Source organism: Bradyrhizobium sp. CCBAU 53415, assembly GCF_028128735.1.
Taxonomy (GTDB): Bacteria; Pseudomonadota; Alphaproteobacteria; order Rhizobiales; family Xanthobacteraceae; genus Bradyrhizobium.
In genome coordinates this window covers 52,087-73,976 of the sequence record NZ_LBJF01000016.1, presented here as the reverse complement: position 1 = coordinate 73,976, position 21,890 = coordinate 52,087, and the positions used below count along the sequence as shown (strand labels likewise).

Here is a 21,890-nt window from a genome sequence, read left to right as displayed (position 1 = left end):
CCTGGTTTGAGTCGGTGCGCAATCCTGAGCAGATAGTGTCGCTCTCTGGTTCTCCCTCTATTAGGATCAGCTGTCGACAAGCTGACGCGCTTAGAGACTTAGGTGGGCCAAATGGGCCAGCCCGACTGCCACCTTCACCCGAGGGACGCGCCAAGGAGGCGGGATTGCACTTTCGGAAATACTGGCTGGCAAGTCGGAGCCGGCACGAACTATTTTGTGGAGTAGCATCGTGGGGCCTACAAATCGTCCCAAAACAAAGTGTGTACTGGGCAGGGAAATGTTCTGGACGACGCCTTGATGGTGCCCGAACCGAGGCGGACCTCTTCGTTGAAGGTATGCCTTGCCGAGAAACTCTGGCCGCGGAGGGAGAATCGGATCCATTGGTACGTGTCGCGGTGAGGCGCATTGCCTCACTAAAAGTGTTACCGGACAACTTCGCTGTCGCGCCTGGGGCGGAGCTGCCGAATCAGTTCGGTCGCGGCTATGCAGGGAAGATCAGCATGCGCGCAAAGCGCAAGATCACATCAGGGCTGGCCGAGCGTATCGGGCGGGCCGGCGGCTCGAGAAGGGACGGATCCTGGACGAGCTTTGCGCCGTCACGGGATGGCATCGCAAGCACGCGATCCGAGCACAGTCAGTGGACGGGCGCTGGGATCGGCAGTGCCGCTGCGGCGAGGCCGGACTTACGGTGCTTCCATTCGGGTTGCACTGATTTGTGCCATGGGACGCCTATGACTCGCTCTGCAGTAAGCGGCTCGTCGCAACGATCCCGTCTTGCTCCCGACACTTGAACGGCACGGCAGATTGGAAGCTTCGCCGATGAGCGGTCGCTGGTTTTCAAGGTGAGCGCGGCGACGATCGACCGCCTGCAAAAAATCGCAGCCGGAGGACGCCGCCGGCGGGCGGGCTTTTCCAGTGCCGTAGGGCGGCACGTCCCGGCGCGCACATTCTATGACTGGGGATCACCTCCGCGGGGTACTGCGAAGCGGATCTGCTTGCGCACGGCGGCATGTTCGTATCCGGCGCGTTCATTCAGACGCTAACAATGGTGGATATCGCAACGGGGTGGCTCGAATGCTTTGCGCTCGTCGCGCGTGAAGCAGCTCTTGTGGTCGAGGCCTCGAGCGCGCAGAACTATCTCCCTGACCCGTTCGCGGGGTCGACAAGGACAGCGCCTTCATGAGCGAGACGCTCGTATCGTGGCGCCGCTCTAACCATGTTGAAGTCACTCGTTGCAGGGCCAACAAGAAGAACGATAAGGCATTCGTTGAACAAAAGAACGCAGCTATTGTTCGCCGCCTGGTGAGCCACGGGCGGTTTGAAGGCATTGATGTACCGCTCGCTCATTAGCTCACCTGTTTGCGGCGGCACGGCTGCGCATTAATTTCTTCCAGCCCTCGTTTAAGCTGAAGGAGAAGCACCGCGAAGGTGCCAAGGTGATCATTCCTTCCGTACGAAACAGCATTGGTCCACCCGAGTCTCACTGAGGCATTTAAACATAGACTGCGGGAGATTTACCGCACGCTTGATCGGTGGCATTGCTGGCGCAGATGCGGGATGCTCAAAATGAGCTGGGCAAGCGCGTTGATCAGCGGGCTGAAAAGCCAGCGATGACTATCGCGCCGGTGCAAAGCGACTTGGCAGCCTTTGCCCGAGAGCTCGACAATGATCGGAAAGATGGTGAGCAGCGGGGCATTCATCGGCGCCGCTATGTGCGGCGCAAGCCTGTGCCACGAGGGCCATCGATGCTCAACACCTACACTCCCAAGGAATGGCTCGCCGCGGCTCCGCCCTTGTCCGCGGTCGATCTTCTCTCCCGGCTGGAAGCGCATGCGGCTGGTCGGTTCAGCGGCCATCCGCGGCGTACGGTGCAGCGATTGGTGAAGAACTCGCGTTAAAGGCCGCTCGACAACTCATCAGCAGCACCGAAATCACACTATCGGTTCAAGCTTCGTGTCTTAGTATCTAATCCCGACAAGTTCTTTCGCCGAATCACCGCAAGCCGCTCGCTCGCTACGGCGCTCTTGAGGGCGCGCTTCGCGAGCGGCTTGCTCGGACTCGCGGCGGCTGATTCAGGAGACACTAGGGTGCGCTCGGTAACATTGTCATCTGAGGCAGTATGAGGGGGCAGTTTTCCACGGCGCGCGACAGATTGGAAACGAGAGGGGAGATTGTGTGGCTCATTGTAGGTTGTCGACGCGGTCGCCATCAGCCCAATCCGCTCCGTTTCGCGCGCAATCACCGTACGTTCGAGCCCATTTGAGCGGCGGCTGGTACGTAATGTCGGAACTTATCGCGGGGGTATCGGCCAGGAATAGGGCTCCAGCAGACCGTGCTCCGCAGGTGGTGATAGGCAGCAGTTGGAGCGCCGGAGGATGATGCGAATGCATGGCCGCCACAGGACGTGAGCCCGTGCCCCGTCAGGTCGATAGCCAAGCCAAGCGAAAGCGATCGTGCTTCGTTCCAAACGTTGAAGGCGTGCTCAGTCGCAGCGGCCTTGAAGGACGCTGCGATGACGCCGTGAATAGCGTGAAGGTGCTCACGAACAGCGGGAGCTGAAAACACCATGCGTCCCTCGAAGAATCCGTCCGTATCTAATGTGGCGTGCCGGCCCGAGTATCCAATAAACTGGTCGTCGATTTTCATCCCATCCGGGGTGATATCGGGCGGGAAGGCGAGCTCACTGTCTTGAATCAGAACACGCGAACGCTCCGCGAGTAGACGGCAGAACGACGGGCCAAATCAAGGGGGCGCTGTTCCTTCCGACGACCTGATCGCCAATAACGGCGGCTACTGGGCTAATTCTTGCAGCTCTTTTTGGTGATCTCAGCAGCGCCAGGTAGGTAGCAGATGACGATGCCCGTTGTTGTCGCCTTCCAAGACTTCGACGGATGCTTGCGAATACGTGATTCTCCAGACCCGCCGAGTGACCGGGGCAATCTCGGGTCCCTCGGCCTGCACGGGTTTTCGTGGAGTGCAACGGGGGCGGCTCGGGGCAAAGGTGCCCGTAATCATTGGCACCGACCCAATATAAGCCCGAGCGAATGCTCGATGGCACGAAATATCATATCGTGGTCGATGGTCTCACAATGGTCCCCCGCGGTCCCGGCTTCCGAGAGGGACGTGTTTCACCGAACCCGACCGTGATGCGGGTCTTCCCCGTCGGGTCTATCGGCGGCACCAGACCTGATTTGGATCTTACCCAATGTTACCCAACGCTGGTTTGAAAACCGCCTCGAGGCGGAAAAATGACGGATTAGCATCCCTGCACCGCGGCCCTGCAAGAGGAGGGCGCGTGGGTCTACGGGCCAAAGAGCCTAGAGGAGGGAATGATGACAAGGAAGCTCGCCGCTTCTCGCGGTTATTGGACGAGTTTTACCCGAAACGTTCTCATCTGCGCCACGCTTTTGGCTGGAACGGCCGTGGTATTCACCCAGGCTAAGGCGGACGACATCAACTGGCGCCAGTTTGAAGGCGCCTCGATCGTCTGGGCCTATGACATTCATCCCTATGCCGACGCGGTCGCAGCCCAGTTGCCGGAGTTCGAGAAGCTCACGGGCATCAAGGTGACGCCCGAGCTTTATCCGGACGATGCCTATTGGAATAAGTTGACAATCCAGCTCAGTACCAAGTCACCGAGTTGGGACGTCGTAGGGACGGGCATTCAACCAGCTTGGGATCTTGCGCCAGGTCAATTGCTTGAGCCGCTCGACAGTTATCTGAACGATCCGAAACTCACGGCGGCGGGCTACGACTACCAGGATTTCTTCCCTGCACTTCGGGATGCCCTGACCTGGAAGGTCAAAGAAGGGCAGATCGAGCCGGGAAGCGGACAGATCTGGGCTATTGCGCATGGCTTTGAGAACATCCAGCTGTTCTACCGCAAGGACATCCTCGACAAGTATGGCGTTAAAATCCCAACGACTCCGCCGGAGATGTCCGCGGCCTGCGAAAAACTGAAGGCCGCGGACCCCGCGATCACACCTCTGGGCGTGCGCGGCGTGCGATTTTGGAGCAGCATCCACACGGCTGCGATCTCGATTGCCAGGTCTTATGGGGTGCATGATTTCGTCCTCAAGGATGGCAAGGCGGACACTGGCCTCGACTCGCCGGAGTCGATCGCGTTCCACAAGGACTATGTGGACATGATCAAGAAGTGCGCGGCTCCGTCCTTCGCCAACGACAATTGGTACCAGGTGGTCGATGGCATCAGTTCGGGACGAACGGCGATGGCGATCGATTCCAATATGTTCGGTTTTTGGAATGACGTGGCCGGCAAGCCCGGTTCGGGGAAGATCGCATTCGCGCCTCCGCTGCGCGCTCCAAACAGCAAGAATTTTGAATCCAACATCTGGATCTGGTCTCTTGCGATGAATGCCGCGTCAAAGAAGAAGGGGGCAGCCTGGCTGTTCATCCAATGGGCAACGTCAAAGCAGGCCGGACTGAACGGCGCCGTGGCTGGCAAGCTCGTTAACTCTCCGCGGGCCTCTACCTGGAGTGACAAGGCCTGGCTCGAATATGCGGCAAGGCCGGAGTTCAACAACTTCGTGGACACGTTCAAGACCGTACAGGACAGGGCGAAACTCGCATTTACAGCTCGTGTCGGCTTTGCTGAAGCAATGAACGCTTGGGCCGTCGCTATGCAAAAAATGGTCAATGGAGCTGACGTGAAGGCCACGCTGGCCGACCTCGCCTCCGAGATCCGCTCGTCGATGTGAAACGCACCTGGCGGCGGGCATCATCGCCGCCCCCTGCATTGTAAAGATGAGGCGAGATGGACATTCCCGCATCCCACGGCAGCGTGACGCTGCAGTCTTCGACCGGTCAACTTGCCTCGCTAAAAGACGAGTCGGTCAGGAGCGCACAGGATTCTCGCCTTGATTGGTGGAGCATTGCCGCAATCGCCCCTGCTGTCATCGTACTTCTTGGCTTTCTTTTCCTGTTTTTCTATGGCGTCTTTCAGTCGGTGACCGATCTCAAGCTCGGTCGGCCTTTAGTCCACTTCATCGGCCTCAACAACTACGCGGCATTGATCAAGACAGGAGATTTTTGGAACAGCGTTCGTGCCACTCTTGTTTACGCCGGATCGGCGGTGCTTGCGGAAGCTGTATTCGGTCTGGCGCTTGCCAAGCTGTTCGCAACTGACGTCTTCCTTGCGCGTGTGATGCGGCCCGTCATTCTCTTGCCGCTCGTCCTGCCTCCGATGAGCGTTGCGCTCATGTGGACGACAATGATGGACCCGCAAAACGGGATTATGAACTACCTGCTCTCCCTTGCGGGCATAAGCCGATTTGCATGGATTTCAGATCCAAACACCGCGATGTTCTCGCTCGTCCTTATTGACGTCTGGACCTATACGCCATTCTTCGCGCTAATCATCTTCGCCGGTCTCCAGGGCATCAATGAAGAGATCAAGGAGGCCGCGCGTGTGAATGGCGCGAAGACGTGGGCAACCTTCCTGCACATCGAGTTTCCGCTGATTGCGCCATACATTCTGATCGCCGCAGTGTTTCGGCTGATCGAATCCCTCAATCAGTTCGACATCATTTTCGGGACAACGCAAGGTGGGCCTGGGAATAGCACCTCCGTACTTTCGGTGCGAGCTTACATTACCGCGTTCCAGAACCTCGCGTTTGGCCGTGGTGCCGCACTGATGGTCGTCAATTGGATGATCGTGTTGATCGGAACCTTTGCCCTGGTGAAGCTATGGCGATTCGTTCGGCAGCGCGTAAGCTGAGGATGCAACCATGCGATTGAAGCGCTCGACCTCTACCAATTTGCTTCTGAACCTGCTCGTCGGCATTTGCGCATTGATCCTGATCTTTCCACTCGTCTGGATCGCGATGACGTCGCTGAAGCAGCAGGCTGAAGTGATGACCTGGCCGCCAACCTTCCTGTTCGTGCCGACGCTGGAGAATTTCCGTGTCCTGTTTGATGTCACCCAAGCCGGGGCGACCAGCTATGGCACCATCAAAGTCAACTTCTTAACGCCGATCACGAACAGCGTCGTCATTGCGCTAGGCTCAGTAATCATCTCTCTGCTCATTGGGGTACCGGCCGGCTACGTCCTAGCCAGGCGAGACATACCCTTCAAGGAAGACATTGCCTTCTTCATTTTGGGCTTCCGCTTTGCCCCGGTCCTCTTGGTCGTCATCCCGCTCTTCAGCGTCTTTCAGACGATCGGATTGTATGACACCTATATCGGGATGATCTGGGTCTACCAAGTCGTTACATTGCCAATGATTGTTTGGCTGAGCCGCTCCTACATCGAAGACATTCCAAAAGACATAGAAGAGGCAGCCGCCATGGATGGGGCCAAACCGGTCCGTGTCGTGGTGCACATCGTGCTGCCGCTTTTGAAGCCGGGCCTCATCGGCGCCTCGTTGCTCATCTTTCTACTCGCTTGGCACAACTTCGCCTTAGGTCTGATGCTCAGTTCGACCAAGGCGCCGGTAACGGTCGCTCTTCTCAAGCTTCTCAATCCAGGCGTGCAGTTCTACCCGGTCATGGCCGCAGGGCTGGTTGTGACGATGATCATTCCCGTCATTCTGATCGTGATCGGTCAGCGTCATCTTGAACGCGGCCTAACCTTCGGTGCCGTAAAATGAGCGTCAGGCCATTGATGTTCTTCGGAACGACGAATCTCGATCTGTGCTTCAATATCGAGCGGCTTCCAACGCCGGGTGAAAGCCTGATGGGTACGGTGACCCGTCACCCTGGAGGAAAGGGCGCGAACCAAGCCGTTGCTGCCGCCCGACTCGGCCTGAAACCACACTTCTACACGCATCTCGGTGATGATGATGCCGGTCAGTTGCTTTTAAAATCGCTTACGGAAGCTGGCGTTTGCACTGACGCAATCACGGTCTGTGCAGGCGAAGTCTCGGGCTTGGCCTTGGTTATGGTCGCTGACGACGGCTCCAACATGATCGTCATAGACCCAGGCGCCAATTCGAAGGTGGCGCCGGACATGATCGAGAGCGCAACCAAATTCATAGAGCACGATGCAATCGTCGTCGCCGAAATGGGTATGCCGATCCCTGCGCTCAATCGACTCTTCGAGATGAAGCGTAAAAAAGGCTTCGAGCTTATTTTCAACCCGGCTCCGGTAAGGCCAGGTCTTCCATCGGCTGCGTGGAGAAGCGTTGATTTCGTCACGCCGAACCAGACGGAAGCTTTCGAGCTAACAGGCATCGAGGTATGCGACTTCGATAGCGCCGCGCGTGCGGCGGGGAAGCTGCTTGATCTCGGGCCCGCTGCCGCGCTGATCACGCTCGGGGCGCAGGGAGCTTATTATGCTGATGCTACGCGCTCCTTTGCTCTGCGGGCGTTTCCGGTCAAGGTCGTCGATACCACGGCCGCAGGAGATGCTTTCAATGGGGCATTCGCAGCATCGCTCGCTCAGCAGCTGCCTCTAAAGGAAGCAGTCAGGAAGGCGCTAGCGGTTGCAGCCTTATGTGTGACACGGCGCGGTGCTCAAAGCTCTATGCCGACAGCCCAGGCAGTTGACGAGTTTCTACAGTCCCAAACGATCTTGGAGTTGGAATGACCGAACAGTTCTCAGTTTCAGGCCGAACGGTGCTCGTCACCGGGGCAGGCGGCGGTATCGGCTCTGCCATTGCTAATGCGTTTCGCCAGGGAGGCGCGAACGTCGTTGCCACCGATGCCAATCTTGAGAACCTCAGAGACACTCTGCCAAGACTGCCCTATGGCAACGGTATAGTGCCCATGGCTATGGATGTCGCGCGCGAGGAGGACGTCGGCAGGGTCCTCGAAGAGATCGACGAACACTTTGGCCGGCTCGACGTGCTGATCAATAATGCAGGCATAAAATCTGCCCAGCCGTTGCTTAGCGGCAGCGCTGATAAAATTGAACGTACGATCCAGATCAACTCCATCGCTGTCCTGCGCTGTTCAAAACTGGTCGTCGAGCGTTTCATGAAAAGCAAGGGCGGACGTATCGTCAATGTCGGCTCCTCGCTGTCCTCGCAGGGTGCAGTTTTCAACTATCAGGCCGGCGGAGGCGACTATTGTCTTTCGAAGGCAATCGTTCACGACGTGACCAAGCTACTTGCCTATGAATGCGCGCCCCTCGACATCAACGTGAACGCGATCGCGCCTGGCATCATTGATACTCCCATGCACGGTCGCCCGCGGGAGGAGACTGAAGCGCGCCATGGTGGCCGGATTCCGTTGGGACGGGTTGGAGTGCCTGAGGATATCGCAGGGCTAGCCGTCTTCCTCGCGAGTCCTGCGGCTTCCTACATGACAGGGCAGATCGTTCACGTGAACGGCGGGATGCTGATGAATGGCTAGCCCAAACTCTCACCTCAACTGGCCCTCAGTCGCTGGGATCATTTCGGACCTCGATGGCGTCCTCTATCGTGGAGATGCCGCAATTGTGGATGCCATAGAAGCGTTTGCGCGATGGCAGGTGGTCGGACTTCCGTTCTGCTTCGTGACAAATAATTCGACCCTCACGCCGGAGGACGTCGTCCGCAAATTGGAAGCGTTTGGCCTTGCAATCGCGCCGAACGAAGTGGTTACCAGCGCGATTGCGGCCGCAGAACTCGCACGCGCGAAGTACCCGGACGCAAGCCGCGTATATGTCATCGGCGCGCCCTCGCTTGCGAATGCGGTCGCCACGGTGGGTCTGGACGTTACTGACCAAGAGCCGGAGATCGTCATGATGGGGCTCGATCGCGGCATCACGCATGAGAAAATGCGGATTGCCGTTGAGGCGATCTTGAACGGAGCCGCCTTCATCGGCACCAACCCTGATCTTCTCTTGCCGACCGCCGATGGCTTCGAACCGGGAGCAGGAGCAACAATTTCGGCTGTGGCTGCTGCCACCCAGGTCAAACCCCTGATCGTTGGTAAGCCCGAGCCGCACATGATCAAAACGGCGCTTTCCCGCCTAGGGACGGAGCGCAGCGCCACACTGATGATCGGTGACCAGATTGCGACGGATATTCAGGCCGGTAAGCGAGCTGGCCTTCCAACCGTGCTGGTCACGACCGGCGTTCCGCCCCGAGAGAATCCTGCCCTGGCGCGACCAGATTTCATCGTATCGAGCCTGGCAGAGATTGAGATCCCGATCTTGGCTGGAAGCCCGCGACAGAGGAGAGCGTGATGGCCGATGTTCGTCTGGAAGGCGTCAGCAAGGTCTATGGGACTATCCAGATCCTGCGGAATATCAACCTGACAATCTACCACGGCGAATTCGTCGTCTTCGTCGGGCCATCCGGGTCGGGTAAGTCGACGCTGCTGCGCATGATCGGAGGGCTGGAGCGAATTAGCGGTGGGCGGCTGCGGATCGACAACGAGGTCGTCAACGATGTTGACGCGGCTGATCGTAACCTTGGCATGGTGTTTCAGAGCTACGCTCTCTATCCCCATATGACTGTCCGCGAGAATCTCGCCTTTCCTCTACGCATGGCGAAAGTTAGCAAAGCCGAGATTGATACCAGGGTTGCGCAGACTGCGTCACTGTTGCAAATGGATCATCTCTTGGATCGTAAGCCTCGACAACTCTCCGGCGGGCAGCGGCAGCGCGTGGCAATCGGGCGTGCCATTGTGCGTGAACCCAACGTATTTTTGTTCGACGAGCCGTTGTCCAACCTGGATGCCGAATTGCGCGTCCAAATGCGGGTTCAGATTGCCAAGCTTCACAAGCAGTTTGGCAACACGATGATTTATGTGACGCACGACCAAATCGAAGCGATGACGATGGCTGACAAGATCGTCGTGCTCAAGGACGGCGGTATCGAGCAGGTGGGTAGCCCACATGATCTCTACCACAATCCGGCGTCACGGTTTGTCGCGGGATTCATTGGCTCGCCCAAAATGAACTTCCTAGGCGGCGAGGTCGAAGCAGCGCATGAGTCGGGCATGGACGTTAGACTGGACGCGGGTACGGTGGTCTGCGTCCCCGTGGAGCCGGACAAATCGCTCGTCGGTAAGCCGATCACGCTTGGGATTCGGCCCGATGATTTCTTCCCATCGGCCGCAGAGAAGGATATCGCGATCGATGTCGATCTCGATTTCTTCGAGCATCTTGGCAGCGTCACCTACGTCTACGGCAGCGCCGGAAAGGAGGCAGTCGTCGCAAAAGCGTCAAAGCCCGAGCCGCTCAAAAGCTCCGGCAAAGTTCGTCTTGCGGCTTCCCCGGCGGACTGCCATCTGTTCATGACGAACGGAAAAGCCCTGCGACGGTTGCATACGCCCGCAAATTGGAGCTAATTTTAGTTAGTGCCGCGTCAGGAGCGAACGCGGTCTATAGACACGGACGGATGAGGTGAAGGGAGGCGGTATCAGGCAGTTCTTCCGGAACTCCCGTTCGTTTGTGCTGGGGGCGGGGATCGGATCGGGCATGGCTGCGAGAGCGGCCGAACGAGCGGGGGCAGATTTCGTGCTTGCACTCAATGCCGGCCGATTTCGCGCGATGGGTGGTTCTTCACCCGCCTCAATTCTTCCAATCCGCAATAGCAATGAATTCGTGGCGGGCTTCGGTCGGACCGAGATCCTTCCCAGCACGAAATTGCCGGTATTTTTCGGCGCTTGTACCTTTGATCCGCAGCTCGATATTGATCGCTGGCTCGATCGGATCAGCAGATGGGGTTTTTCGGGGGTCACTAACTTCCCTTCCGTCATCCATATTGATGACTACAGGAGGTCGTTGCTTGAGAAATGCGGCCTAGGTTACGGCCGCGAAATAGAGCTGCTGGTGAAGGCGGCAAAACGTGGCCTGATGACGATCGCCTATACCCGAACCCAATCCGAAGCAAGGCGCATGGTTGAAGCTGGTACTCAGGCCATTTGCATCAACTTCAATCTCAATCGTGGCGTTGAAAGCGCATCCGACCCATCGATTAGCCTGTCGGAGCTTGCCGCGCGCACGAGCGCAGTCGCGCGCGTGGCTCAATCCGTCGACCGAAACGTGATCTGCCTACTTGGCGGCGGGCCGATAACGAAGCCTGACGAACTCTTGGATATCTGCGGCGAAACGGGTGTCAAGGGCTTCATCGGGGGCTCCTCGCTCGATCGCGTCCCGCTGGAGATGTCTGTCCTTGAGGTCACCTCGGGATTCAAGACTCTTCACTTGCTGCGGGAGAAGGTTGATCTCCTTGAGCGCCAACTCCAGTTGAGCGGCTTCAGGCACGGCATCATCGCACAGTCCTCAATCATGAAACGCGTTCTTGAGACTGCAAAGCGCCTGGCTTCCCATCCCAGTCCTGTGCTCGTTTGGGGCGAGACCGGCTCGGGCAAGCGAAGGATAGCTAGCCTGGTCCATGCCTTCAGCGACCGCAAGCAGGCGAAGGCGGCGCTGTTTCAATGCCGGCCCGGCTTGCCCATCGATACGGTCGGTGCGCTTTTCGGGGCCGAGCGCGATCAGAGTAGGAGGCGCCAACTGTCGCTGCTGGAAAGTGCAAACGATACGACCGTATTGCTGCTGCATCTCGATCAGCTTTCGCGTGATGGGCAGGAACGGCTTGCCGATTACCTCGAGACCGGTAGTTTCGCGCCCTTGAACGGCGCATCGATCGTGCGCTCCAGTGCTCGAATCATCGCAACTGCCACGGTTGCTCGCGGGGCGGGCCTTCAAACGGTGCTATGTCCCCGGCTGCTCGGCTTGTTTTCGGGGCTCGACATCAAAGTACCTGCCCTGCCAGACCGACTGGAGGACCTCCCTCAACTGGTTCAGCATTTCACGGTCGAGGCAAAGGGGGACTCGAATGCCCAAACGCTCGTGATCGAAAACTCTGCATTTTTGGCGCTCGCTGGCCATGATTGGCCCGGCAATTTAAGGGAATTGCGCCAAATTGTGAACCAGCTGGCGACGCTTCCAGATGCGCATATCAGCGCGGGCATCCTGAGGCCGCTGTTGAACGCGTCCGCGCCAACTAAGCCGAAAAATACATTCTCCGAGCGGGAGTGGATCATCGAAGGCTTGAAACGAAACAGACTTCATCGCGGAAAGACAGCAAGTTCTCTGGGGCTTTCAAGAAAAACCCTCTACAACAAAATCAAGAAGCTGCGGATCTTGGAGTAGCAGTCCCGCTGTTCACTATGCTCCGCCAGCCGTTTCGAAGCGGCTCCATCCAAAAGCGTGAACATTGGTAGTGACGACCGGGTGCGCCAAGGCTCAGCATACGATTTCACGTTCGCTAAGCCGATTGCTGCCGTGGAGCTGCGCTGATCTCGGCTGAACCACGGTCGGCGCCATTGCTGGGTTGCGGAGCTTTCGTCCACAGCATCCCGTCACACCATACGTGCTCCACGCGGCCCCACTTGCAGGCGGCTGCGAGATGCGGGAAGAACCCACGTCCATGGTGATTTGCGCTCGTATTGCAAAGCAGCGGAATTCCCGTGAGCGCTTCGTATTCGACGAGAAGCTCGGCGACTTTGTGTTGAGAGGTCCTGCAGATCGTCTGGAGTCGCGCAGATCCGTCGAGATGTACAACAGCGGGGATTTTGTCCCGCCATTCAGCGCGAGTCTGATGATCGAAAAGCATATAAGGATCCGGCGTTCCCGGACTGAAAATAGCCGGCGCGCGATCTTCCAGGCAGATCGGCGCCACTGGCCGGAAGTGTTCGCGATGCTTGATGTCATTGAGATAATCCTTCATTCCCGGCGATGTTGCGGCTGCGAGAATGCTTCTGCTACCCAATGACCGAGGTCCAAGCTCGGCGCGGCCGGCAAGAAAAATCACAGGCTTGTCGCTGGCGAGAATAGTGGCGAGTTCATGCATACCACACGGCGCAGCATCCCATTCGGGGGGCACATCGCTACGTTGCAGCGCCGGTCCACTGTATACTGACCATTGCAACGGCGCGAAACCTCCGTCCGCTACCATTGCGCAACAAGCTGCACCGATTGCAGAGCCGCTGTCATTAGGAAACGGCGGCACCCAGACAGCATCGAACAGGCCTGCCGCCCGTAGTGCACTATTCCATTTGATATTGAGACCGCAGCCGCCCGCTATGCACAAGTTGCGCGCAGCAAAACCCGAGTGCCGCTGCAAAGCACTCGCCATTTCCCGCACGAGCAGACGCTCGAGGAAGCAATGAAACGATGCGAGCACGTCTTCGGGCGCCTTGGCCTTCAACCGCCGCGCACTAGCATCGAAGAAGCCGTGAACGGTCGCAAGCTCAGACTCCATGCTCTTGACGTCGGTACGGTAACTCGCACGCTTCGTGTCAGCGGCAAAGCACTTCTCGTAGAGCTCCTGAAAGACCGTAACGATGTTTTCATTGACAGAGCCGAGGCCGATATAGGCCATCAGCTTGCCGGCGACACCCAGGTCGAGCTTGCCGGCACCTCCCGGATCCTGCGTGCCGGGATCACCCAGGTCCCAATTGGCGCGGTTCGCTCGCTTATACGGCCCGAAGTGAAGACCCGCAGCGGCATAGACGTGCCCAACCACCGGGAACAGACACTCGATAAACCGGGTCCCCCCGCGTTCTACATGATAGAGTCGTGGAAAGGTGCCGCCATCCCACACGAGGCAGAAAGCTGGCTGTCCAGCTCTGGCAAACGGGCTGGTGCAGTATGCGGCGGCCACGTGGCTGGCGACGTGCGGATAGCTCTTATACGGAAAATCCCTGCCATCGAGCCTAAGGCCAAACCCGTCGCATGAGGTGAGAAGGCCCTCGGCATGGCGCTCAACATAGGACGCGCCTTTGAGCGTGATAGGCGCCGTTCCGCTGAGGACCTGGTACTGAGACTCTACTTGCCCCACCCAACCGTCGACGACGAACTGATCAATTTCCTGCACATCTAGACCGTGTTCCGCCAAAGCCATGGCGATTGCATCGAGATTGTCGATCGTTTGATAGCGCGGATTGTTGTTCCGCTTCTCCTGCTCGATGCAAAAGATGAGCCGCCCGTCCTCGATCAGCGCGATCGCTCCGTCATGCGTCAGCTTGATACCGCAGATGCGCATAATGCCTCCACTTTAATGCCAGCAATTCGATGAGTTAAAGATCAAGTTTGGACTCCGAGAGCATGCGAGTAGCAATCGTCGTGGCCCGATTCATCTTCACGCCGCTCGCGCTAGACCGCGATCACCATTCGACTCATTTCGCATGTCCATGACCCATTTCGTCATCAGCGCGATCCGGTTACGCGATGTCGTACCAAGCGTGGTGCATGATTTGCGCCGATGCAGAGGATCCTATGGGCCTGCCCGGACGAGTTTCGCTTTCGCGACCGATCAGTGCGCCAGGATTGAGGTCGCCGTTCTGCGCTATATTGCGACCTCTGAAGGGGCCGAATTGCTCGCGGAGAGAGGATAATGTGTAGCATGCGCGTCGACGCTCTGTTCGCTTTATCAGTTCCGAGGACATTCGCTTGCTTTGTCCGATCGGTGCGTTCTTTTGCAACATTTCCTATTCTCGTGTGGCTCTTCATGAGTGGGATCCCTTCGTAGTTTCAAAGAGCGTGCCAACAGCCAGTGTTGCTTTCCTTTCCTTATTCCCATCCGGGGCGTGTCGCGTAGAGAACGGGATGTCCTGACACCGACAGTGGCGTTGCAGATGCTCCGTCTTGCTTTGATGACGCATCGCAATTTTTGTCAGCGCGCGAAGCCGCTTTACTTAATGCGATGGAGAGCCGTGGATTTGAGACCGGCCGTTTGCGGCCTCTCCGGCCAATCGGCTTCCGCGTTTTGGCGCCAAGCAGCGTGATTAATGAGGGCGATGACGAGTCAGGACACCCGCGCTTGCGTGGGATTTCCGATCGGCGCTGAGGAGCGCGACGCTACCCAGATTGTGCTAAGAAGCGGCAGCTGCTCGGGGATACGTTGATGCGTCGCACGGAGCTGCGCGCCGAGTAGTTCGAACGCCGGGAATACCTCAGGGCCAGACCCGTCTTCATCGACGCATGATGGCGGTCGGTTGCGACTGTGCTGCGATACCTCGCTTTCAGTCGATTTGATCGAGCTGAGCCTCTCTGCGCTGGCGTCCACGCGGCGCGAGCCGACTGCAATTCCCTTTCGCCGCGTTCGCCTGAAACAATCGTACCCAGACTAAAAATGGCACATCGACTATGAGATCTGGCCACCGCATGCAACGATTGAGTTAGAAGTCTGGCTTCGCCCGGCCAATTGGCTCACCGACGAACTCCAGCATACCGGGCGGCACGCAGTTGCATCGCGGTGCGCCTTTGTGCACTCTTCCTGATCGAGAGTATCCTTGCGCGCTCGTCATACATGGTGATGCCCAAGGTGCTTTTTGCCCTAAAGCCGCATTGTAGCTCAATGCTATCATGTGCCCATTGTTTCCGACAACGCTCGCGATATTGTCAGCCTTTACTCCTCCCGCTAAACCGGTACATTCGTCTCAGCACGTGTGAGAAATCTTGAGTTCAGGCGCTTTATTGCGAGCAGCCGGTCTTGCCGTTTACCGGAACGTGCGTTCCGGCAATCAACTTCTCAGATCGGGATTCATAGTGAACGACGACTGCTCGATGAGGGACATCCGCGAGTTCCTGAGCCTCTGGCAGCGAATCTTCAACAGGCATTCGCCGGATCGCCTGGTTTCGTTGTACACAGATGATGCCATGCTGCAGGGTACATCGAGTGCTAAGCTCTACATTGGGGCCAAAGAAATAGGCACTTACTTTCGTGGCGGCGCGACCGTGAAAATGGAAGTTTGGCACTCTGTCACGTTGGCGCACAACGTTGCCCTGGTCGTGGGAAGCTATGTCTTTTCACAGGTATCGAAAGGCCATCAGAAATCGACGCCGGCGCGGTTCACCTTCGTACTACGCCGTCAGGAGGGCACGTGGAAGATCGTGCATCATCACTCATCTGTCAGCCCAGATTGAAAGCCGAACCAAGCGACGCGGTATTGCAGAGTTTTGGACTGGAGCAACAAGCTCAAGCGCCTCTCAGGAGTCTACCCAGAGGTAGGATCGGTAAAGTTTCCGCTTGCGCTCAAGAACTTTCACGAACCTCTCACGTTGGAGGCGTTCCTCTTTAAAGCGACAGGCGGCTATACAAGTTCTTCGGCTCTTCATTTTCGCTGTGTGATCTGACGGTCAGCACGGAGCGGACGGAGCCTACCTGCCGCCTATTGCTCTTCTTTTTGATTGATGCGTTCACGTCGGCAGCGGCAAAGGACGGCACTAACTGCTTCGGCCGAGCCAGTTATGGCGCCGCATCTACGATCCGATGTGGCATTTCCACTTGGCCCATTAGCCCCAATGCGCAAACAAGCGCTCTAGATGGCATGCGTGCGAAAGCTTCTGCTTTGCTTCGCCACTTTCTTGGCAAAATTACCCAAATTTACCCACTGTAAGCAACTGACGTCAGGTTCGACAAACCTGCAGTCGACTAGGCTTGCCGAATTGAGCCCATCCCAGAGTGGGTCTGCCCTTGAAATTACAGGAGCGCCCAGTGTCAGTTGTCCCGCCCACACCCGCCCAGTTGCGAGATGTCGCCTCACAATGCGGCCTTTCACTTACCGACAAGGACATTGTTTCCTTCCGCGGACTTATCAACGAATCTCTCGAGGCGTACAGATACATAGACGCCCTCCCGGACGAGTTGCCCCCGGTGAAATATGCACGCACTCCAGGGTATCAACCGCCAGCGGAAGAAAATCTGCACAACGCATGGTACCGCAAAGCGAGAGTCGAAGGAGCGCCGAGCGGAAAACTCAAGGGCAAGACCGTCGCGCTAAAAGATAACGTCATGTTGGCTGGGGTGCCAATGATGAACGGCTCGGCGACGCTCGAAGGCTTCGTACCAGATATCGACGCAACCATTGTCACTCGAATGCTTGATGCCGGTGCCGAAATCGCAGGTAAAGTGCATTGCGAATGCTTTTGCACATCCGGTGGTAGCCATACCGGTGCGCTCGGACCGGTGCATAATCCTTATAAAATGGGCTACTCCGCGGGCGGCTCGTCGTCGGGCTCGGCCGTTGTCGTAGCGCTTGGCGAAGTCGATATGGCGATCGGCGGCGACCAGGGCGGCTCAATACGCATGCCATCATCGTTTTGCGGTATCTACGGCATGAAGCCCACCTGGGGTCTTGTCCCCTATACCGGCATCATGCCCAATGAGCTGACGCTCGACCACACAGGCCCTATGACCGCAACGGTCGCCGACAACGCGTTGCTCTTGGAGGTAATCGCTGGAGACGATGGATACGATCCACGCATCAAAGCGCCGAAAGTTGAGCAATACACGAAAGCACTCGGTCAAAGCGTCAGCGGATTGAAGATCGGCGTTCTGAAGGAGGGCTTCGAACAGCCGGGGGCGGAAGCTGGCGTCAATGGAGCAGTTCGTGAAGCGGCCAAGCGCTTCAAGGATCTGGGGGCCTCGGTTGAAACGGTCTCTGTACCAATGCACCTCCAAGGTGCCGCAATCTGGACGCCAATCGGCACGGAGGGCGCAACACAGACCATGATGTTCGGTGACGGCTTTGGTACCAGCCGATCAGACCTCTTTTCACTGTCACTCATGGACTTCCATCGAGGGTGGCGCCAGAAGGCGAACTCCCTGTCCGAGCAGGCCAAGTTGTTTCTGTTGCTCGGCACTTACGTAAACAACACCTACGGGCCGCGATTCTACGGCAAGGCCGTCAACGTCTCTCGCCGCCTAGGCGCAGCTTACGACAGGGTCCTTAAGGAGTACGATCTCCTTCTTCTACCGACGACGCCGATGAAGGCGACGAAACTACCTCCACATGACGTCAGCCGAGAGGATTATATCACGCGCGCGACGGAGATGTTCACCAACACCGCTCCGTTCAACATCACGCACCATCCGGCGATGTCGCTGCCGTGCGGAATGGTGGATGGCCTTCCGGTGGGCCTGATGCTCGTTGCTCGCCACTTCGACGAAACAACCATCTACAGGGCGGCGCACGCGTTCGAGCGGATCGGAGACTGGAAGAAGATGTGACGAGAGCAATGTTGTCGACCACAACAGATCACCGTGGCGCCTGCGGCACGTTGTAAACTCTGCGCATCGCCGGGATGACTGTTCTGACGCTAGGCAAACACGCTGTGTGCTTCTAATTCGTCCATCGCCAATACGTGACGGCCTGCCGCCAGACGTGAAAGAAAGGCAAATCATCTACACAACCAAGTGCGAGGAGGGTCCATCAATGCGTAGACTATCGACTTACGTTTTTGCTACCGCTGCATTCCTGGGAGCTGCCGGTTGTGCGAGCGCTGAGGATGTCCTGTCTGAAGTTTCCACATTAGAAAACGAGTATTTCAATAACTGGTCGCAAGGTGCCGAACAGGCCGCAAAAGCTCTTGGTCTAAACTACCGCATCCTTTCAGGCAAAGGTGATGCCGCAAAGCAAATCGAAATCTATGAGGCCCAATTTGGTGCTGGTGTCAGGATCACGTTCGGCGAGAATCTGGTTGCGGCGAACATAAAGCCCATCGTCGAGATGGCGAAGAAGGTCGGTGCGGTGCATGTTGCTGTTTGGGAGTCATTGCCTGGCTTCCATCCTTTGGATGCGGGGGCCGAAAACTATGCTTTTGCAACGTTTTTCTCGCCTGATGATGTCGAAAACAGCTACAGAATTGCCAAATTGCTTTTTGACAAGATCGGCGGAAAAGGCAACGTCGCGCACATTACTGGTTTTCCCGGGGTAGATGCGGACATCTCCAGAACCGCGGGTTTCGATAAAGCTCTAGCCGAATACCCCAACATCAAGCTGGTCGCGCGCCAACCAGGAAAATGGAATCAGGTTGACTCTCGCAAAGTCATGGAAGACCTGTTAGTGGCGCACTCCAAGATTGATGCTGTCTTCGGGCAAAACGACTCGATTGCACTGGGTGCAATGCAAGCGGTCGAAGACGCTGGTATGCACATTCCGATCGTCGGCCTCGACGGCAATCGAGAAACCCTCAAGCTGGTGAAGGAAGGCCGCATTCTTGCGACAATGGGCTTTACCCCACAGTGGCAAGCCGGCTTTGCGCTCGTGCGGGCATACGATGTCGCTAAGGGATTTAAGCCGAGCCCATGCGAACGCATGATGTACACGGGAGCCACGCTGATAACCACGCAGAATGTCGACAAGTATCAAGCGTTTCTCGCCGGCGAGAAGCTTCCGTTTGATTGGAGGAAAATGTCGCGGGTTCTTCATCCCAGCGATTGGGATGCTCAAAACTATGTGTGGCCGATCGACGTGAAGACGTACTGGGGTGCTCGCACGCCGGCCGGATATAAATTTCCGAAGGCTTATCAAGATGCCGTTGACTCCGGTTGTGTGGATCAGCTCAAGGCGGAGTATAACGATCACTATAGACAGCGAATTCCCGAGTGATCGCTCCGGATGCCCCTCTCCCTGGAGAGGGGCATCGTGTTTACCTCACGTTGACGGGTCGCAAAAATGCTAGACGTGTCGCTGGTTGGGCGCAGAGATAGCGGGCTATGGCGGCGTGCCATAACTATCTTGGTCTTTACAATCGCGATTATATCTTTTGGTGTCGCGGCTCCATCGTTCTTTACCATCGCAAATATCAGGGCAATCGAACTATCGAGTTCGGTGCTCTTGATCGCATCCATCGGGGCGAGCTTCGTGATCCTGATGGGCTCTATCGACCTGTCGATCGGAGCGGTTGCTAGCTTTTGCGGCATGCTGGTCGCCCGGCTGGCACCAGACCTGGGTTTATGGTCAGTTCCTATCGCGTGTCTGGTCGGCTTGGTGTTTGGTGCGATCAATGGGCTCGTCTATGTCTACCTCAGAATTCCCTCGATCCTGGTGACGCTTGGAGCAGCAACGACCATTTCAGGAGCGGTACTCTTCATTTCAGACGGACGGTCTTTATCAGTAACGAACGCGGCCGTAATCGACATGGCCCAGGGCGCACTGGCCAATATGGTCCCCAATGCGGTACTCGTTTCGGCCGCGATCTACGGTGTTGCGATTCTCGTAGGTGATCGCACGCGTTTTGGACGAATGACGCTCGCAATTGGAAGCGACGAGCAAGTAGCCGCGCTCATCGGGGTTAAGGTCCATACGATCAAAATCCAGACGTTTGCATTGTCCGGCCTTCTTGCAGGAGTTGCCGGAGTGCTGTTGGCCGCTCGTCTGGGATCCGCCACAGTCACAATGGGCAGTTATATGACTCTCGACACGATCACAGCAGTGGTCGTTGGCGGAACTGCGATTACGGGTGGGTTTGGCAACGTGCGCTTGACGATAATCGGAGTTCTTTTCATAACGATCCTTTCAGACGGCATGAACATTCTCGCCCTGCCGCCCTATCTACAAACAATCATTCAAGGGACCGTCATTCTGCTCGCTGTTCTTCTGAACACCAATCGTGCGAGCGCGGAGGACGTGAAATGAGTGGCGTGCCGACGCCCATCTACACGATGCGCAACGGGTCGAAGCGCTTCAATGGCATTTACGTGGTCGAAGGGATTGATCTCGATGTATTTCCGAACGAAATAGTTGGGATTGCCGGCGAAAACGGGGCAGGCAAATCGACGACCCTCAAAATGATAGCCGGCATCCATCCGCCGGACACGGGAAGTATGAGACTTTTCGGCAAGAGCTTCAGGCCGACAAGCTATACGAGGGCCGTTGAGGCCGGGATTTCGATGGTCTTTCAGGAGCAGGCCCTTATTCCAAGCCTGACTGTCTACGAAAATATATTTCTCTCTTTAGAAGCCAACTTTGCCAATCCGATAGGCATCGTCGACAGAAGAGCGATGATAGCCGTGAGTGAAAGACACCTCAAAGCCCTCGGTCTTGACTACATCGACCCGTGCCGTCGCACAGGCGATTACGCTTTTCACGATCGGCAGATGATCGAGATCGCCAAGGCGTTCGTGTTGGCCGAGTATTTCCATATTGATCATCCGATCATCCTGCTCGACGAACCGACAGCGGCAATCGGCGAGCGAGAGATTAGAATTCTCTTTCAGTCGATTCGGCGGTATCGTCGTCGCGCGTCATTCGTCCTCATTACCCACCGCCTTGCGGAATACGTAGAGCTTTGCGACCGCATCTACGTGTTCAAGGACGGACGAAATGTTGGCGAGTTCGCAGGAGAACAGATCTCCGAACAGAGCCTTCATCGGGCGATGGTTGGCCGAACGCGAGACGACGAATACTTCATGGAGAAGCGCCAGCCGAAGCTCGTGGGGGCGCCCATCGCGGTCTGTGTCAACGGTCTAAGCGGCCACAACGTCCAGAATGTCAGTTTTGAGGTTCGCAAAGGTGAGATCCTTGGAATTGGTGGCCTCGTCGGATGCGGCAAGGAGGCTGTCGCCAAAGCCATTGTCGGATTTGAGCCCTTTCCCTCAAACGGCACCATCGAAGTGGGCGGCGAAGCATTGCCGCTTCGCGGACGTGGAAAAGCGGCGATCGAGCGCGGGATGGGTTTCGTCCCCAAAGAACGCAAGACCGAAGGCATCGTGCCTTACATGTCGGTTCAAGCAAATATGTCTTTGGCCTCGCTTCCGCTCGTCTCGCGCCTGTCTGGTTTCATTTCGCGCTCCCGAGAACGGCTTCTCGCCGAAAAGTACATCAATCGCTTGCGTGTGAGATGCAAAGGGCCAACACAGCTTTGCCAATTCCTTTCCGGGGGTAATCAGCAGAAGGTGGTGATAGCTAAATGGCTGGCCCGAAAGGTTCAGGTGCTGGTCCTCGACAATCCCACGCGCGGCGTCGATGTCGGCGCTAAACAGGAGATATATGGCGTCCTGAGGGACTTGGCTGAGCAGGGCGTAGCTATTCTTCTGGTCACAGACGATCTGCCTGAGCTTATTGGAATGTCAAACCGCATCCTCGTGATGCGCGAGGGAGAAATTCAGTTCGTGTGCAACGCGCCTGCCGATAACAAGCCAACGGAGCAGGAACTTGTCCAACACATGGTATGAGCCGCAGACTGGGTCGAGATCAGGTGTAGA

16 protein-coding genes are annotated in these 21,890 nt (G+C 57.0%); 15 read left to right on the top strand and 1 reads right to left on the bottom strand.

All coding sequences use genetic code 11. The annotated features are described in order from the left end of the window. Positions 1–1,179 precede the first annotated feature (1,179 nt). The 10 genes from XH87_RS09460 to XH87_RS09415 all read left to right on the top strand — a co-directional run bounded on the left by XH87_RS09460 (position 1,180) and on the right by XH87_RS09415 (position 12,049). Entirely contained in the window at positions 1,180–1,350 is a 171-nt protein-coding gene (locus XH87_RS09460; protein ID WP_271587054.1) for a hypothetical protein, read from the top strand. A 188-nt stretch (positions 1,351–1,538) separates the two neighbouring features. After that, positions 1,539–1,898, top strand: a complete 360-nt coding sequence (locus XH87_RS09455; protein WP_271587053.1) for a hypothetical protein — start codon at positions 1,539–1,541, stop codon at positions 1,896–1,898. Positions 1,899–3,332: 1,434 nt separating this feature from the next. Further along, complete coding sequence (locus XH87_RS09450; protein ID WP_271587052.1) at positions 3,333–4,718, top strand: extracellular solute-binding protein; 1,386 nt, start codon at positions 3,333–3,335, stop codon at positions 4,716–4,718. A gap of 56 nt (positions 4,719–4,774) precedes the next feature. Beyond that, complete coding sequence (locus XH87_RS09445) at positions 4,775–5,737, top strand: carbohydrate ABC transporter permease (RefSeq protein WP_271587051.1); 963 nt, start codon at positions 4,775–4,777, stop codon at positions 5,735–5,737. Between the two features lie 10 nt (positions 5,738–5,747). Further along, positions 5,748–6,608: a carbohydrate ABC transporter permease gene (locus XH87_RS09440; protein ID WP_271587050.1), complete on the top strand. Its 861-nt coding sequence runs from the start codon at positions 5,748–5,750 to the stop codon at positions 6,606–6,608. Further along, positions 6,605–7,546 (top strand): ribokinase, encoded by a 942-nt coding sequence (locus tag XH87_RS09435; protein ID WP_271587049.1) that lies wholly within the window; start codon positions 6,605–6,607, stop codon positions 7,544–7,546. The genes XH87_RS09440 and XH87_RS09435 overlap by 4 nt, the downstream gene beginning before the upstream one ends. Further along, the gene (locus XH87_RS09430) at positions 7,543–8,313 is read left to right on the top strand and encodes an SDR family NAD(P)-dependent oxidoreductase (protein WP_271587048.1); all 771 of its coding nucleotides are present in this window, start codon (positions 7,543–7,545) and stop codon (positions 8,311–8,313) included. Before XH87_RS09435 ends, XH87_RS09430 begins: the two co-directional genes overlap by 4 nt. Next, a complete protein-coding gene (locus tag XH87_RS09425) occupies positions 8,306–9,130 on the top strand; it encodes an HAD-IIA family hydrolase (RefSeq protein WP_271587047.1) in 825 nt (274 codons plus the stop codon). Before XH87_RS09430 ends, XH87_RS09425 begins: the two co-directional genes overlap by 8 nt. After that, a complete protein-coding gene (locus XH87_RS09420) occupies positions 9,130–10,239 on the top strand; it encodes an ABC transporter ATP-binding protein (RefSeq protein WP_271587046.1) in 1,110 nt (369 codons plus the stop codon). Before XH87_RS09425 ends, XH87_RS09420 begins: the two co-directional genes overlap by 1 nt. Positions 10,240–10,294: 55 nt before the next feature. Beyond that, positions 10,295–12,049: a phosphoenolpyruvate hydrolase family protein gene (locus tag XH87_RS09415; RefSeq protein WP_271587045.1), complete on the top strand. Its 1,755-nt coding sequence runs from the start codon at positions 10,295–10,297 to the stop codon at positions 12,047–12,049. A gap of 115 nt (positions 12,050–12,164) precedes the next feature. Here XH87_RS09415 and nodU read toward each other — a convergent pair whose 3' ends face one another. Beyond that, positions 12,165–13,943 (bottom strand): nodulation protein NodU, encoded by a 1,779-nt coding sequence (gene nodU, locus XH87_RS09410; protein WP_271587044.1) that lies wholly within the window; start codon positions 13,941–13,943, stop codon positions 12,165–12,167. A 1,505-nt stretch (positions 13,944–15,448) separates the two neighbouring features. Between nodU and XH87_RS09405 the strand changes: the two genes are divergently transcribed. The 5 genes from XH87_RS09405 (at position 15,449) to XH87_RS09385 (ending at position 21,860) form a co-directional block, all read left to right on the top strand. After that, positions 15,449–15,826: a nuclear transport factor 2 family protein gene (locus XH87_RS09405; protein WP_271587043.1), complete on the top strand. Its 378-nt coding sequence runs from the start codon at positions 15,449–15,451 to the stop codon at positions 15,824–15,826. Positions 15,827–16,397: 571 nt separating this feature from the next. Continuing rightward, positions 16,398–17,912 carry an amidase gene (locus XH87_RS09400; RefSeq protein WP_271587042.1) on the top strand — a complete coding sequence of 505 codons (1,515 nt, stop codon included), beginning with the start codon at positions 16,398–16,400 and terminating at the stop codon, positions 17,910–17,912. A 205-nt stretch (positions 17,913–18,117) separates the two neighbouring features. Next, entirely contained in the window at positions 18,118–19,293 is a 1,176-nt protein-coding gene (locus XH87_RS09395; protein WP_271587041.1) for a sugar ABC transporter substrate-binding protein, read from the top strand. A 66-nt stretch (positions 19,294–19,359) separates the two neighbouring features. Further along, positions 19,360–20,322 carry an ABC transporter permease gene (locus XH87_RS09390; RefSeq protein WP_271587040.1) on the top strand — a complete coding sequence of 321 codons (963 nt, stop codon included), beginning with the start codon at positions 19,360–19,362 and terminating at the stop codon, positions 20,320–20,322. Further along, positions 20,319–21,860 carry a sugar ABC transporter ATP-binding protein gene (locus XH87_RS09385; protein WP_271587039.1) on the top strand — a complete coding sequence of 514 codons (1,542 nt, stop codon included), beginning with the start codon at positions 20,319–20,321 and terminating at the stop codon, positions 21,858–21,860. Before XH87_RS09390 ends, XH87_RS09385 begins: the two co-directional genes overlap by 4 nt. Positions 21,861–21,890: the final 30 nt, after the last annotated feature.

Coding starts and splice junctions, on each gene's coding strand:
- XH87_RS09460 (WP_271587054.1), top strand. CDS start 1,180: ATGAGCGAGACGCTCGTATCGTGGCGCCGCTCTAACCATGTTGAAGTC.
- XH87_RS09450 (WP_271587052.1), top strand. CDS start 3,333: ATGACAAGGAAGCTCGCCGCTTCTCGCGGTTATTGGACGAGTTTTACC.
- XH87_RS09445 (WP_271587051.1), top strand. CDS start 4,775: ATGGACATTCCCGCATCCCACGGCAGCGTGACGCTGCAGTCTTCGACC.
- XH87_RS09440 (WP_271587050.1), top strand. CDS start 5,748: ATGCGATTGAAGCGCTCGACCTCTACCAATTTGCTTCTGAACCTGCTC.
- XH87_RS09435 (WP_271587049.1), top strand. CDS start 6,605: ATGAGCGTCAGGCCATTGATGTTCTTCGGAACGACGAATCTCGATCTG.
- XH87_RS09430 (WP_271587048.1), top strand. CDS start 7,543: ATGACCGAACAGTTCTCAGTTTCAGGCCGAACGGTGCTCGTCACCGGG.
- XH87_RS09425 (WP_271587047.1), top strand. CDS start 8,306: ATGGCTAGCCCAAACTCTCACCTCAACTGGCCCTCAGTCGCTGGGATC.
- XH87_RS09420 (WP_271587046.1), top strand. CDS start 9,130: ATGGCCGATGTTCGTCTGGAAGGCGTCAGCAAGGTCTATGGGACTATC.
- nodU (WP_271587044.1), bottom strand. CDS start 13,943: ATGCGCATCTGCGGTATCAAGCTGACGCATGACGGAGCGATCGCGCTG.
- XH87_RS09395 (WP_271587041.1), top strand. CDS start 18,118: ATGCGTAGACTATCGACTTACGTTTTTGCTACCGCTGCATTCCTGGGA.
- XH87_RS09390 (WP_271587040.1), top strand. CDS start 19,360: ATGCTAGACGTGTCGCTGGTTGGGCGCAGAGATAGCGGGCTATGGCGG.
- XH87_RS09385 (WP_271587039.1), top strand. CDS start 20,319: ATGAGTGGCGTGCCGACGCCCATCTACACGATGCGCAACGGGTCGAAG.